This is a genomic window from Paenibacillus sp. FSL H7-0323, assembly GCF_038002725.1.
In the GTDB taxonomy this organism is placed as follows: Bacteria; Bacillota; Bacilli; order Paenibacillales; family Paenibacillaceae; genus Paenibacillus_AQ; species Paenibacillus_AQ odorifer.
Window position 1 is genome coordinate 1853467 of record NZ_JBBODB010000001.1, and the last position, 14860, is coordinate 1868326.

Annotated in this window: 12 protein-coding genes; 1 reads left to right on the top strand and 11 read right to left on the bottom strand. The window is 47.4% G+C overall.

Going from position 1 to position 14860, the window contains the following annotated elements:
• Nucleotides 1–17: 17 nt before the first annotated feature.
• Genes miaA through mutS form a run of 4 tightly spaced genes read right to left on the bottom strand, consistent with a single transcriptional unit; the run spans nucleotide 18 to nucleotide 6569 of the window.
• Entirely contained in the window at nucleotides 18–998 is a 981-nt protein-coding gene (gene miaA, locus MHH89_RS08515) for a tRNA (adenosine(37)-N6)-dimethylallyltransferase MiaA (RefSeq protein WP_175619957.1), read from the bottom strand.
• Nucleotides 988–1767 carry a class I SAM-dependent methyltransferase gene (locus MHH89_RS08520; RefSeq protein ID WP_076306034.1) on the bottom strand — a complete coding sequence of 260 codons (780 nt, stop codon included), beginning with the start codon at nucleotides 1765–1767 and terminating at the stop codon, nucleotides 988–990. Before MHH89_RS08520 ends, miaA begins: the two co-directional genes overlap by 11 nt.
• Before the next feature lie 44 nt (nucleotides 1768–1811).
• Nucleotides 1812–3797, bottom strand: coding sequence for a DNA mismatch repair endonuclease MutL (mutL, locus tag MHH89_RS08525; RefSeq protein WP_076306035.1), 1986 nt, complete (start codon nucleotides 3795–3797; stop codon nucleotides 1812–1814).
• A gap of 42 nt (nucleotides 3798–3839) precedes the next feature.
• Nucleotides 3840–6569 (bottom strand): DNA mismatch repair protein MutS, encoded by a 2730-nt coding sequence (gene mutS, locus MHH89_RS08530; RefSeq protein WP_076184448.1) that lies wholly within the window; start codon nucleotides 6567–6569, stop codon nucleotides 3840–3842.
• A gap of 207 nt (nucleotides 6570–6776) precedes the next feature.
• Here mutS and MHH89_RS08535 point away from each other — a divergent pair, with 207 nt between their 5' ends.
• Nucleotides 6777–7574: a GNAT family N-acetyltransferase gene (locus MHH89_RS08535; protein WP_341086832.1), complete on the top strand. Its 798-nt coding sequence runs from the start codon at nucleotides 6777–6779 to the stop codon at nucleotides 7572–7574.
• 14 nt (nucleotides 7575–7588) lie between these two features.
• Here the strand turns inward: MHH89_RS08535 and MHH89_RS08540 are convergent, their stop codons facing one another.
• From MHH89_RS08540 to MHH89_RS08570, 7 genes are all read right to left on the bottom strand, one after another.
• Complete coding sequence (locus tag MHH89_RS08540) at nucleotides 7589–8581, bottom strand: putative amidoligase domain-containing protein (protein WP_254848928.1); 993 nt, start codon at nucleotides 8579–8581, stop codon at nucleotides 7589–7591.
• Nucleotides 8582–9049: 468 nt separating this feature from the next.
• The gene (locus MHH89_RS08545) at nucleotides 9050–9607 is read right to left on the bottom strand and encodes an outer spore coat protein CotE (RefSeq protein ID WP_036687755.1); all 558 of its coding nucleotides are present in this window, start codon (nucleotides 9605–9607) and stop codon (nucleotides 9050–9052) included.
• A 226-nt stretch (nucleotides 9608–9833) separates the two neighbouring features.
• The gene (locus MHH89_RS08550) at nucleotides 9834–10856 is read right to left on the bottom strand and encodes an HD-GYP domain-containing protein (protein WP_051491532.1); all 1023 of its coding nucleotides are present in this window, start codon (nucleotides 10854–10856) and stop codon (nucleotides 9834–9836) included.
• A 164-nt stretch (nucleotides 10857–11020) separates the two neighbouring features.
• Nucleotides 11021–12007 (bottom strand): aromatic acid exporter family protein, encoded by a 987-nt coding sequence (locus MHH89_RS08555; RefSeq protein ID WP_076128366.1) that lies wholly within the window; start codon nucleotides 12005–12007, stop codon nucleotides 11021–11023.
• Between the two features lie 93 nt (nucleotides 12008–12100).
• Nucleotides 12101–12937 carry an ABC transporter permease gene (locus MHH89_RS08560; RefSeq protein WP_076128364.1) on the bottom strand — a complete coding sequence of 279 codons (837 nt, stop codon included), beginning with the start codon at nucleotides 12935–12937 and terminating at the stop codon, nucleotides 12101–12103.
• Nucleotides 12937–13713 (bottom strand): ABC transporter ATP-binding protein, encoded by a 777-nt coding sequence (locus MHH89_RS08565; RefSeq protein ID WP_076128362.1) that lies wholly within the window; start codon nucleotides 13711–13713, stop codon nucleotides 12937–12939. Before MHH89_RS08565 ends, MHH89_RS08560 begins: the two co-directional genes overlap by 1 nt.
• A gap of 50 nt (nucleotides 13714–13763) precedes the next feature.
• Nucleotides 13764–14786: an ABC transporter substrate-binding protein gene (locus tag MHH89_RS08570; protein ID WP_076128360.1), complete on the bottom strand. Its 1023-nt coding sequence runs from the start codon at nucleotides 14784–14786 to the stop codon at nucleotides 13764–13766.
• Nucleotides 14787–14860: the final 74 nt, after the last annotated feature.

The following is a 14860-nucleotide window of genomic DNA, read 5'->3' on the forward strand; positions in this document are numbered from 1 at the left end:
GACGTACCCCCAATGGTTCAATTAGATTGTTCAGAAGTATATTCAAGACCTGAGAGAAACTTTCCTGCTATTATACCACGTATTTTTGAGAAATTCTCAGAAAAGTTTTGTTCACCTTCGACATCGATCCACTCGATTTCCTTCATGTGGCGAAACCATGACAACTGTCTTTTGGCGAATCGGCGAGTATCGCGTTTAAGCAGTATCACAGCTTCTTCCAGCGTCAGCTCTCCCGCCAGGTAAGCGGCAATTTCCTTGTAACCCAATCCCTGCATGGACACAAGGCTTCTGCTGTAACCGTTATCCAGCAGTCCCTTCACCTCAGCAACGAGACCATCCGCCAGCATGCTATCAATTCGGTCCTCAATACGTTTATATAGTATTTTCCGGTCCATTGTCAAACCTATGAGACATAAGTCATAGGGAGATTCCTTCTTTTGAGCAGCATGAGAAGCGGAAAGTGTAGTGTTTGTCTGGTGTTGAATTTCCAGTGCACGGATAATTCTGCGACGGTCGTTAGGATGAAGTTTGGCTGCGCTGACTGGATCAACCGCCTCGAGTCTGGCATGCAGTGCAAGCGCTCCATGTTCTTCCGCAAATTGATCCTGCTCTTTACGGAAAGCTTCATCAGCCACTGCTTCCGAGAACTGAAAGCCGTAACATAAAGACTCAATATACAGTCCAGTCCCCCCTACGATAAAGGGAAGCTTCCCTCTAGCGCTTATCTCCTCGATGAGTCTAGTGCCCTGCTCTTGAAATTCAGCGGCAGAATACGCATCCTGCGGATCATGAATATCGATCAGGTGATGGGGAATGCCGTTCATTTCGGCGGGTGTAATCTTAGCTGTACCAATATCCATACCACGATAAACCTGCATCGAATCGCCGGAAATAATCTCAGCGTTATAAGCCGCTGCCAGCTCCAGACTTAACCGGGTTTTGCCTACGGCAGTTGGTCCTAACAGCACTAGAACCTTATGCCTTTCTTTAGTTGTCAATGTGTATCACCCCGTACGATGTTTTGGAGTTGCTTCGGAGCAGCTCAGTAAACCCTAGACGTTCAAATTCGCCACTCAAAGCCTTTTCTTTTAAAAGAACAGTCTTACGGGCGACCCTAACCGCTTCGGCTACACTCTCTGTCGATAAGGCTGCACGGTTAGCGAATTGCCGCAGCGGGGAAATCGAGGCAGAACCCGTCAGAGGCACGCGAAACATAGGATCAAAGTAAACAATATCCACACTTCGATCTGGTTGAGACCGTAAATAATCCAAATGTTCACTATGCACGACATTAACTCTGCGTAAAGCCTCATTGACCTTTACTTGCCCAGAGGTGTAATGAGACATCCCTTCACTGAGCAGTGCGTACAGCGGTAATGAGCTCTCCAAAGCGATAACCTCTGAGGACTCACCACCATGTACAGCAAACAGTAAGGAGTCAGCTCCTAATCCAGCTGTACAATCCAATACGCTATCTCCGGGAAGCATTCGAGCCGCAACAAGCATCGGCTCGATCTCACCCTTTAGAATTCGTTTAGCGCGAACGAAGCCCATGCTCGGATGAAACTCCATAGGCTCCATTCCTAAGCGGTGTAGTCGAACAGCGTCCTGAGATAGAATCAGAATATCCTCATCTCCGTAATGTTCAACCATCCTTGTAATGGAGAGCTTCTCACGTGGAGCATAACTACAACCCGTTCTCTCCGCAAGGCTTTGCGCGCGTTCTACTATTTCCATTATCGGGCTATACCCCGTAGTTATAATCATGGTGCCTCCAGTCTTGCTCTTAACAAATTTCAAAAAATGTATAATTACATAACCCGCTTGAACAATTTCTCTAAATCATAGGATGAAAAAGAGATCACAATCGGCCGTCCATGTGGGCAAGTATACGGTTGTTTGCACTCTGCCAGTCGGGACAACAGAGCCTCCACTTCCTGTTCTGTTAGTTTATGGTTGGCCTTAATCGAGGCTTTACATGAACACAGAATCGATGACTTTTCTCGTAGCTTCGCAAGATCAATCATACGCTCGCTTAAGACCCACTCCGCCATTTCTTCAACGACCGCCTTCTCATCCCCTTCAGGAAACCAATAGGGCAAAGAACGAACAAGAAAGGTCTGTCCGCCAAAGTGCTCAAGGTATACCCCGGCCTGCTGAAACCAATGTAGACGTTCACTAAGCTGACGACTTTCAGAAGGCGTGAACTCCAGTGTAATCGGCAGTAGCAGCTCCTGTGAGGCATCCTCCGGCCGACCAAATTTCTCATAGAAGTATTCGTAATTAATACGTTCATGTGCCGCATGCTGATCGATTAAATAGAGTCCTCCATCATTCTGGGCAATAATATAGGTCCCATGATGCTGGCCTATATAATTAAGCTCAGGAAAGGCCGGAAGTCCAGGCTCTTCTTGTTGTGGTGGAGCCCATAGCTTCTCAACCGAAGGGAGCTGCTTCTGCGCCATTGACGTTTCTTGCGGGCGATAGCTATTGGAATAACTAGTATTCGCATTAGTTTGGCGCCCCTGCGAAGATGAAGACGGATAGCCTGATCCGTAAGCTGGAGCTACCTCGCGAGCTACCTGATGATCCGCCTGACCATCCTTGCTAAAATCACGGGAATTACGGTCAAGGTTCGATGACTGTAGTCCACTTAAGAAGCTGGCAGATCCCTTAGGGGCTGTATCCTTCTCATCACCATTCGAAGATGACGGCGGAACAGCTCCTTTGGAAAAAGCAAATTGCTCCTGGATAAAGGAGCTGCTGCCCTTGGGTCCGATTGTTTCCTTGCTTGGACGTGGAATCAGACTTTGCCCCAGCAGTATTTTGCGGATCTCCTGCTCAACAAAGGTGTAAAGCTCATTCTCTTTACTGAATCTAACCTCGAGTTTTGCTGGATGTACATTGACATCTACCAAAGAGGGGTGCATATCCAGTTCAAGAACTAATAACGGATAACGGTTAATCGGAAGCAAGGTGTGATAAGCACGCATGATTGCTGCGTTCAGTCCATTACTGCGAATATAACGTCCACCGACAATAGTAGTGATTGCATTTCGATTGGAACGTGTCCATTCTGGACGACTAATATATCCGGAAATCCGGTAATCCAAGTCTTCTGCCGTAATCGGCAGCATTGCTTTGGCGGCATTGGTTCCGTAAACAGCTGCGATGACCTGCAGCAGATCACCATTTCCGAGCGTATGCAGCAGCTGATTGCCATTATGATGCAAGGTAAAAGAGATCCCCGGATGAGCCAGCGCCATGCGGTACATGGCATCTGAGATATGGCCCAGCTCCGTCTGAATACTCTTCATATATTTCAGCCTTGCCGGCGTATTAAAAAACAATTCACGAACGGCAAGATCACTTCCCCGGCCGGAAGGAGCGTCCTCATTTCGTATGAGATTGCCACCCTCAATGTCTACTAGGCGCCCTTTGCCGTCATCGGCAGTTGCAGTTAGAAGCGATACCTTGGAGACCGCGGCAATACTGGGAAGTGCCTCTCCGCGGAAGCCTAAGCTTGTGATTTGAAATAGATCGCGGCCATTCAGAATTTTACTTGTAGCATGCCGGTAAAAGGCGGTCTCGCAATCTTCAGGATCAATCCCGGAGCCATTATCTTTAACGCGGATGCTCTGCAAGCCCCCCTCTTCTACCGATACCTCAATTCTTGTACTGCCAGCGTCAATTGCATTCTCGACAAGCTCCTTTACAACAGAAGCTGGCCGCTCTACTACTTCACCCGCAGCTATCTGGTTGGCAATATGCTCGTCCAATATATGAATTTTGGCCATTTCATTCACCTCTTATTTAGGCAATCAATTATTATAAAATCTTTATTGCAGATCCTTAACCTTCATCTTCAGCTCGTTCAACAGACTCATCGCCTGCAGCGGCGTCATATTCATAAGATCAGCGTCACGCACAGAAGAAATGAACTCTTTTAGCGCAGGATTCTCTTGGATTTCGGTTACCGCAACTTGATGTGCACTACCTTTGCGATTCTTGCGTGGTTCTTCCTCACCAAAGATAGACAACTGAACAACCTCATTTTCTACAGGTGCCTCAGTGATGACACTTACGGCTTGCGCTATCGAGGATGCGCTAGCAACTTCTCTTACAGCCGCCTGTCTTTCGAGGCTTCCCCCGTAATGAAGTTCAGAACCACCAGGATGGGCTGCCTGCTCAATGCTCTGCAAGAGACCATAAGCTCGGTCAATAATCCCTTCAGGAAGACCCGCAAGACGTGCACAATAGATGCCATAGCTGCTGTCAGCCGCTCCAGGAACTAGCTTGCGCAGGAAGTTAACTTTATCACCGCTCTCTTGAACAGCCATAGAGTAATTCCGCAGTCCTTTAAGACTTCCTTCCAAATGAGCCAATTCATGAAAATGCGTCGAAACTAGAGCTTTGCAAGAAATAACATCATGTACATATTCAATAACCGCCTGAGCGATGGCCATACCTTCACTGGTCGAGGTACCTCTTCCCAGCTCATCAATAATAATCAAGCTACGAGCTGTTGCTTTCTCTGTCATAACCTGGATATCAGCCATTTCCACCATAAATGTACTTTGTCCACCGATCAAATCATCAGCTGCTCCAATACGAGTAAAGATCCGGTCTATAAGCGGAACTTCAGCACTGTTTGCTGGTACAAAACATCCAATCTGAGCCATGATGCAGATCAGCGCCACCTGACGCATGTAAGTACTTTTTCCCGCCATATTAGGACCTGTAATTAGAAGAATATTACCTTCTTCCTTACTCAGCGTGCTTCCATTTGCAATAAAAGCAGAATCTTTAAGCACCGCCTCCACAACGGGATGACGGCCCCCTTCAAGCCGAAGATCATAACCATCCGAAAGGACTGGCTTCACAAAACGATGTTCGGCACTAACTGCCGCCAAGCATTGATACACATCAATCTCGGCAACCTTTTCCGCAAGATTTTGCAGGCGGGGAATTTGCCCGCTGATGCGATCACGCAGCTCAGTAAAGAGGCTGTATTCCAAATCCGTCATTTTATCCTGAGCTTCAAGAATGAGTGCTTCCTTCTCTTTAAGCTCAGGTGTGACAAAACGCTCTGCGTTGGCAAGCGTCTGCTTACGTTCATATCGTCCTTCCGGCAGTGCAGCCAGATTGGATTTGGTGATCTCTATGAAATAACCGAAGATTTTGTTATAGCCGATCTTCAGTGACTTAATGCCAGTGGCCTGTCTTTCCTTAGCTTCCAGTTCAGCGATCCAACGTTTACCGTTACTGCTAGCTTCCCTAAGCTCGTCCAAACGTTCATGATAACCGGAACGGATAATTCCACCGTCGCGCACAGACACCGGGGCATCCTCGACGATTGCGCGGTCAATATCCTCTCGCAGCTCAGCGCATTCATCCATACTTGCACCGATCTCTCGTAAAGTAGCTGAACCGGAGGTCATACATAAATCCTTCAATGCAGGAATTTGTGCCAGCGATAATTTCAGAGCATTCATATCACGGCCATTGGCACTGCCAAAAGCAATACGACCCACCAAACGCTCCAAATCATAAATTTCTTTAAGCGCTAAACGCAGGTCCTCGCGAACGATAAACTGATTGTACAAATAATCGACAGCCTCTAGGCGCCGTTCGATCGGAGCTCGCTGCAATAGCGGCTTATCAATTCTGCGACGCAACAGACGGGCGCCCATCGACGTTTCCGTTCGATCCAGCAGCCAGAGCAGGGATCCTTTTTTGGAGCGTTCGCGAACCGTCTCGGTTAGTTCAAGATTCCGGCGTGTAAATGGATCTAGAATCATATAATTGCCTGGTTCATAAGGAGAAATCTGACTAAGCTGCCCTAACGAACGTCGCTGGGTCTCATTCAGATAAGAGATCAGAAGCGCCAGACATTGTCCACGTTCCTTCTCTAGACGTACCCATGCCGCTTCACCGAACTGACGACGTGCCAGCTCCTCCTCGCGTTTCTCCCAAGGGGTGTAAACTACAGGTTTGGCTAACAGCGGCGTTTCGCTTCGCAGGATCTCCAAAAGTGCAGCGTCTCCGATGATCTCAGCCGGTTCATAAATGCCAATCTCATCACGCAGCCATTCGGCTCCAGATAATACCGAAGTAACATACAGCTCACCAGTTGTTAAATCGCAGGCAGCTAATGCCATCATTCCGTCACTTTCGGTGACGCAAACGAGGTAGTTATTGCTCTTGTCAGCAATGATTTTTCCATCCATCACGGTTCCTGGTGTCACGACGCGTACAATATCCCGCTTCACCATGCCTTTAGTGACTGAAGCATCCTCTAACTGCTCACAAATGGCGACTTTATATCCTTTTTCTATCAGGCGTTGAATATATCCCTCGGCGGCGTGGTAAGGCACTCCACACATAGGGATTTTCTCCTCGCCCCCGCCTTCGCGGCCTGTCAACGTAATCTCAAGCTCCTTGGAAGCCAAAATGGCATCTTCAAAGAACATTTCATAGAAATCGCCCAGTCTAAAAAATAGGAAGGCATCCTTAGCCCCTTCCTTTACCTTTAAATATTGCTCTATCATCGGCGTATATTGTGCCATGGTCAACCTCCATGCCTATTTAATGCTGTCCCCCATTATAACAGAAAATTGGTGGACAAAGTTACCCTGAAACCTCACATTAGTACAACGAAAGACTAGAATACTTATCAGACAAACACTTGCAGGAGGTATATTCTTCTGCTTTTAAATATTGTAAAATCTTAACACAGAGCGTCAGCCCATATAAAAATCAAAGGAGAATACAATATGATACGAAAGCTAACGAAGGATGATCAAGAGCTGCTGATGGCATTGCTGCGGAAAGAGCCGGCGCTTAATTTATTTATCATTGGCGATGTGGAGAATTTTGAGTTTGAGCAGGATTTCATGGATTTATGGGGAGAGATTGATCCAGCCGACGGGCGGATAAAAGCCGTTCTGCTGCGCTTCTATAGAAGTTACCTTCCTTATGCAGATGGCCCTTTTGATGTCGAGGGGTTCGCTGAGATTATCCGAAAGGATAATGACATACATATGATCTCCGGAGCCTCAGAGGTGGTGAAGGCTTTTGACGGGGAAATTAATTTCAAACAAGTAAAACAGCTGTTTTTTGCTGAATTAAAAGAAATGAACAATAAAATAAGTGAGTCCTTCTCTTCAGCTGAGCCTATTAAAAAAGCTACGGTTCAGGATGTAGAAGCGATTTGCGCACTCACGGATACCATTGAAGAATTTGAAAGCAGCCGGAATGGTGCAAGAACCAGCCTGCGTAAAACGCTGGAAAGCAACACCGGCCGCACCTATTATATAGAACGGGAAGATAAGGTCATTGTCACCGCTTCAACTTCAGCGGAAAATTCCATGTCAGCGATGATTGTAGGGGTTGCCACACATCAAGCATTCAGAGAGCAAGGCCTTGCTTCGCGCGTAATGGCACAGCTATGTGCAGACCTGCTCTATGAAGGAAAGTCATTGTGCCTCTTTTATGACAACCCACATGCCGGAGTTATTTATAAACTACTTGGTTTTCAAGATATCGGTTCATGGACCATTGTTAACATGTAGACCAAATAGTAAAATCACACTTTTACTTTGCTGCACCATAACTCACGTATATCACGTGATTCATCCCACGTCCGTTCAGCGGCAATATAGTCGAATAAAGGCTCGATATAGGGGGCGGCAATCTCGTAGCCGCCTAGGGAACGCAGCTGCGCCAGCAATGGGGGGATTGCGGCGCGCAGCGGAGATTTATCGCCGCTGTAGTAGGCGATATGCAGGTCTTCCCGGTCGAGCGGGCGTTGCGTCAGGTCCTCATAATGGCTCACGATTAGGTGAGCCAGATAGACCGCGCCTTTAGCGATGACCGGGGATACCAGGAAGCTCGGCAAGGTCCGGTACTCGAAGCCGCCATGCGGCTGAGTCCGGAAATCGCCGAGCACGCCGTATCGGGGACGACGCGCCCCTGCGCGGACGTCTTCGAGCAGAAGCATGGGCAGCGCGAGATAGTTATCGAGCGCGCGCAGCAGCGGCGCCGTCAGCGTCACGCCGCTGAAGTGCAGATGGCCGCCGAGGGCCCAGCCCGTCAGCGGCATGCCTCCCGCCCGCCAGCGCAGCGAGCGGTCGGCGATGAGCCGGTCCGCCAGCGCCGCGGCGGACATCAGCTGCGCCAGCAGTGCGCGCGGTTCCCCGCGCGGCTGAGGGCGCAGCTCGGCGACCGGGAACGCGCCGCGCGTTCCCGGAGGTCCGGCGTCGCAGCCAGCGACGCCGTCCGTGGGCAGGTACCGCGACGCAGGCACGACGCGGCCGGTGGATTCCCGGAGGATGATAAACTCCGGGTCCATGCCCATCAGCAGGCCGCTGCGGCCCGGCTGCTCCAGAGCCAGCTTTCGTTCCAGCGCTAGCGCTGCGGACCGATAAGGCTCGGGCAATCGTTGCCCGGAGGTCTTTACTAGTGGAGTGACTCCCTCCACCACATACCTCCGGTTCCCCATTGCCCTCAGCAGGACCTCACCGCTATCCAGCCCCAAGCTGTACAGCGTGCGGACAGCAATCCGCTGGAGCAATTTCATCACCCCGCGAAGCTCTCCCCGCACTCGGCCTCCCGTGGTATTGCTCTCGGCATTAGCAATCCTCACAGCTTCGCTGTAATTATCGGCGGCCGCACGCATTCCAAGACCTGCTCCAAGCAAAGAGATGTGGAGGACAGTCAAATGATAAACCAATATCTTATAACACTGCCTGTGGCCCTTCTCAGTAGCATGTGAAGCATATGTATCGACAAACCGTTTTCCAGAGGGCGTCAGCGTTGCTTCAACCCCGCTTCTAAGCAATCTGGACTCTCTCTCTGCCACAGACAATTCTGAATACACCTTAAGACCTTCATTCATACTCTTTAGCGCCTCCATCCGAGCGTGAACCTTTTTTCATCCTAAAAATAAATAAAAAAAAGGAGGGCATTCGCCCTCTACGCCGCCGCACTCCCTACATATAATGGACCATAACCCATTGATACTCAGTTAACGGCGGCGTATCCTTCCTTACAGCTCATCATCCAGATTGTCAGGGTCCAGATCATCGTAATCGAAGCTATCACCTTCAAAATCATAATCCTTGTCTTCTGGATCATCACTTTGCTCAGTGACATACACACGGACTTTGGTCTCAGCCACCAACTCCACTTCGAATTCGCGCTCTACGCGAAGTGTCACACTGCCTCCGCCTGGCGATACGCCCGCCTCTACACAGTTGGGTTCCTGCGTTGCCTCCGCAGAGACCTCAACTGTTGAAGTGCGGTGTCTCGTGTCCAGGTAGGAAAGCGGAATGAGCTCCACATAAGAGACTGTTTCCTTTGCTACCTCGGTCTGCTTGTTCTTGTCGTACGAGTACCAGATGTTTACATCATAAGTACCAATTACTTCGATTCCGTTCCCGGCGGCAACCGCTTCGTATTGGTGGTTGATAATCCAAGCCCCCAAAATACTAGTCGGATGATGTGGCGGAGTCACGGTATGGGTTGCTGTAGAGAACTTACGACCTTTGCCGCAAATTGCCTTCGTAATGATCTCCCTTGTTTGACGTTTATGGCTTAATGACATCTTTGAACCTCCTCCATACAATCATTCACTATCAAGTGTATGCAGGTTCTAGGCATTTGTTGATTGTTAGACTATAAATAAATTTGAGTAAGCCCTCAAGAAGGCTTTTTCAGGAGACTCATAGTTCATTTTATTTCAAATTTTGTACATATATGAGTAGATTCCAAAAATGGTCCAACCTGTTCCGGAGCCATTCCTACCCCCTCATAAAACCTTAAAACACCAGCTATTGCGGGATTACCCGCACAATTCCAAGTGATCTATGTTTGCTTAAGTCAATAAAATCCTCATCAATATTCACCAGTGGCCGCAAAGGGTCTGTAGCAAGAATCATAACAATTTTTCCTTTTCGCCCATCTGTCAATTCCACTTCGTTCCCTAGCATTGACTGCATTAACTTATTAATAAATACTCTGCAAATATAAGGGTCGAGCTTACCGAACACGCTCTCCTCCATTTGCAGTAATACTTCGTATAAAGGAGCCGCTTTACGATAAAATCGGTCGGAGGTCATCGCGTGAAACACATCAGCCACAGCAACGATTTTACTGAAATCAGTAATCCGGTTCCCAAGCACACCAAATGGATAACCACTGCCGTCCATTCTTTCATGATGCTGTAAGGCTACTAGCGCTTGGGTATGGTTTGTGCCTACCGTATCCCTGATCATCTCATACCCAAAGGTCGTATGCTTTTTCATCAGCTGAAACTCTTCGTCGGATAATGGACCGGGCTTGGTTAATATGTCATCCGGGATTCTCATTTTGCCGATATCGTGAAGAGTCGCTGCAATGGTCAACATGCTCAAATCCTCAGACTTTAGCTTCAGCCATTTGCCTAGCAGGGTAGATATTATGCCCACAGCTACATTATGTCTGTATGTATAATCATCTTTGGTCTGCAAAGCAGCCAATACTCCGTAGAAGTCATTCTTTTCGCTTACCTGCTGGATAAACGGAATCACTTCATTTCTAACTTCCAGCATAGGAATTCTTTTATTTTTGTTATGACGAATCTGTTCAAAAATATTCTCAATCGCAGCTGTACAATCATCAATTGCAAGCTGGAAAAATTCCGCGCTATCCAGCTGGACGACGTCATGAGATTCCAGAGTGATCTTATGTTGACGAATTAATCTAATATGTTCAGCACTCAATAAAGTCAATGCGGGTAAAACAAATACTCCTTTGTCATTAAAGAGGTTAGCTACAAGTTGTTTTCCGATAAATGATTCCATATCTTTGTCCATACGCCTCACCTGCCAATGCGGAAAATCCGTATATGAATTCCCTGCTTGAATTTGAACTCACCCTATAATTGTTAATCCCTTTCGAAGATCAACTTTTAGTTCATACATATTTTATCGTGATTTCAGGGGCGAATGTTAATACTTCACTTTATTAAAGCCTAATTTTAAGCTTTTTTCCGGGTGAGCAAACGTTTCTCAGGCTTATAGCTGACCGGTATTTTATGGCGTTTCGCAATTTTCAAATAAAGTGCCAATTCTCTGCAAAGCTGCAGAATCGCTGATCGCACTTCAAATTCCTCACGGGTCTCTGGCAAATCCATGCTTTCAAACTCATGTTCAAGCTCTTCCAGCAAATGTTCCGTGCGGCCTGTATATTCTTCAGCCAAAACATCTCCGCTAAGCTGGTCGAACAATTCAGCTACCATCTCTCCATGCGGTAAATGGCGATATACTTGAGAAATCAGCTGCATCATGCTTTGTATCGATTCCAGCTGCTCCTTACGCATATAGAAATAGACATTCCAAGCTTCATCAGGATGAATTACATGATTCTCCATCTCGCGAGTAGCTGCTGTCAGTCCCCGCTGCACTGCATTATCCGCATCAATTAATTCTTTCCCATCCCACATATACGCAGGCTCACGCAAAGTACGGGCCATCTGAGTAAAAATAACTGAAAAGTATCGATCCACTTCCTTGCGGATTCCATAAATAACTCCCCCAGTCTGTGGCATGTAAATTAAGTTGACCACCCCCGCTGAACCGAGACCTATGGCCAGTAGCTCTACTTGCTGCAACAACACATGTAGCGATAACTCAGCTTGTCCAAACACACGAAACACAATAACAGAGCTAGTGACAATCCCTTCCTTGTAGCCAGACTTCACAATCATCGGAAAGCCAACAAGAACGTACAGTCCAAGTACCCAGTAATGAAACCCTAATATCCAAAATAAAATACACCCAAAAAAGAGTCCCACGAGCGAGGCCAAAAAACGCGCCGTTATCGTCCGGAAACTCCTTTTCAAGGTAACCTCCACACCCAGAATGGCTAAAAGCCCTGCACTTTGTGCATTGGGTATGCCTACTGCAGACGCGAGAAGAACGGACATTAACGTCGCAGCAGCTGTTTTAATCACACGAAATCCCATAACCCTATCTCTCCTTAAAAGCACTAACCGTTAATAGGTAAAGATATAGACATGTTACAAGATTTTGTGAATGGACACAACGTTACATTAGACTTACCGACGGTATAACAAGCGCTTCTCCAGATACACTACCAGTTGATACATTGCCGTTGCTACGGCTGCAATAATCAGCAGACTGGACATTACAAGCGTGAAATTAAACACCTGGAATCCATATATGATCAGGTACCCAAGACCGGATTTTGCTACTAGAAACTCTCCTACGATAACCCCGACCCATGACATTCCCACATTCACCTTTAGGGTAGAGACCACCGTTGGAAAAGATGCCGGAAGAATCACTTTAAAAAACACCTGAACTTTAGAAGCTCCAAAAGAGCGGACCACCTTCACCAGATTAGGATCCACACTGCAAAAGCTATTGTAAACAACAAGTGTAGTAATAATCACCGTAATCGATAAGGTTGTCACAACGATAGCGGTGAAACCCGCCCCGAACATTACGATAAAAATCGGCCCCAAGGCCACCTTCGGCATACTGTTAAAGACAACCATAAACGGATCAAGCACCGCTGATAAAAACGGAGACCACCAAATAATCACTGCCAGCAGTGTTCCTAACAAGGTTCCCAGAACAAAGCCTACCGCAGTCTCTCCTACCGTCATCCCCAAATGAGGCCACAAGCTTCCACTGATCATATCCTGCCAAATCTGTTTGAAGATTTTTGTCGGGTAGCTGAACAATAACTCATCAATCCAGCCCATTCTTGCTCCCGCTTCCCACAACACAAAGAACAGCAGCAACAGACTGCTTCTTACAGCAATAACCTGATTACGCCGGCGCTGTTTAGTTTTTTTGAAATCCACATGCATTTGCTGCAGCCACAGTTCACGGGAAGCTAAGACACCCGCTTGCTCTGTTCGTTTCATTAGCTTTCCCTCCCTGCGATCTCCATCTCTGTCCATACTTCATGAAAAAGCTCCGCAAACCCTGGCTGATCACGCGCATACAGCGGTGGGGCTGAGCGGATTAGCTCCGGAACAGGAAAAACTTTACGAATCTTCCCTGGATTTCGCTGCAATAAAATAACCCTACTGCTGACCGCAATCGCTTCTGACAGATCATGCGTGACCAAAATAGCCGTGGTTCCCCGGCTGCGTAAGGTCTCTGAGACTAAATCTTCCAGCTGAAGTTTGATCTGATAATCAAGTGCCGAGAACGGCTCGTCTAACAGCAGCAGTCCTGGATTGGTAGCTAATGTTCGTACAAGAGCCACCCGTTGCCGCATCCCTCCGGATAACTGAGAAGGATAGGCCTGTTCTTTCCCTTCTAATCCCATCTCGCGCAGCAGCTCCAAAGTCCGGTTATGGCTCTCCTCGTTTAAGCTTCCGGTCAGCTCCAGTCCAAGCACGGCATTGTCAAGAATACTCCGCCAAGGAAAAAGATAATCCTGCTGCAGCATATATCCAACCTCAGGTGAAGGGCCTAGAATGGGTTGGCCATTTACGAATACTTCTCCCTCAGAGGGCTGCAGCAGTCCGGCAATAATCGATAGGAGAGTCGTCTTACCACAGCCACTTGGGCCTACTAAGCTGACGAATTCTCCTTGCTCGACATTAAGATTTAGATCCTCAACGGCCAGTGAAGCTTCCCGATCGCCGAGATAGGCATGCGTTACTCCCTTTAATTGCACTACTGGAAGCAAGGTCATCCCCTCCTTATAGTTAACAAAATCCATTTAGGATCTTATCTCTCTTATTTAGAGCTACTGCTCTTTATGGTCTTTTCAGCTTTTTCAGCAAAAGTATTATTCACGATCTTTTCTGCTGGAACACGTTCTTTAAGTTCACCTGCGTTGTCCATAACATCTAGCAGATTATTCCATTCTTCATTATCAACAACCGGATTAATAGCGTAGGTGTCCTGTTCCTTGTAGCGTTTTACAGCAGAAATCACAATGTCACGATCCGTTTTATCAAAATAAGTTATTATGGCATCCGTAATTTCTTCAGGACTATGTTCCTTCACCCAAAGCTGAGCACGCTGGATGGCATTAGTGAACTTTTGCACGGTGTCTCCATTTTTGCTAATGTAGCTGTTTTTTGACATGAATACCGTATAAGGTAAATAACCGCTCTCCACCCCAAACGATGCCACTACAGCTCCCCGGTCTTCTCGTTCGAAGATAGAGGCCTGCGGCTCAAACAGCTGCACATAATCCCCAGTACCTGAAGCAAATGCACCGGCAATATTAGCAAAATCGATATTTTGGATCAAGGTAATATCCTTCGCAGGATCAATTCCCTTTTTAGATAAAGTAAACGCGCCTGCCATTTGTGGCATTCCGCCTTTTCTTTGACCAAGGAAGGTAGAGCCCTTCACTTTATCCCAATTAAAATCTCCATCAGCCTTACGGGCGAACAGGAATGTTCCATCCCTTTGAGTCAGCTGTGCAAAATTAATGACCGGATCATCCGAGCCCTGCTGATACACGTAAATGGAGGTTTCTGAACCAACCAACGCCACATCAATAGCTCCTGAGAGCAATGCAGTCATGGTTTTATCTCCACCGGGAATCGTCTGCAGTTCTACATCCAGCCCTTCATCTTTGAAGAAACCTTGAGTCAAGGCAACATACTCGGGTGCATAAAAGACAGAGCGGGTAACCTCCCCAATCTTCACCTTTACCGTCTCTGACTTTCCGCCGCAACCGGCAAGTACTGAAAAGCATAAAGTAATGATCATGAGCGACAATGACAGCTTTTTCCGAATCTTCATTCTTCATTCTCCTTTCTTACCGGGTCCTTCGCCCTTGCTTAAAGCATATGCACATGCCTACTGAAAGGTTAAAA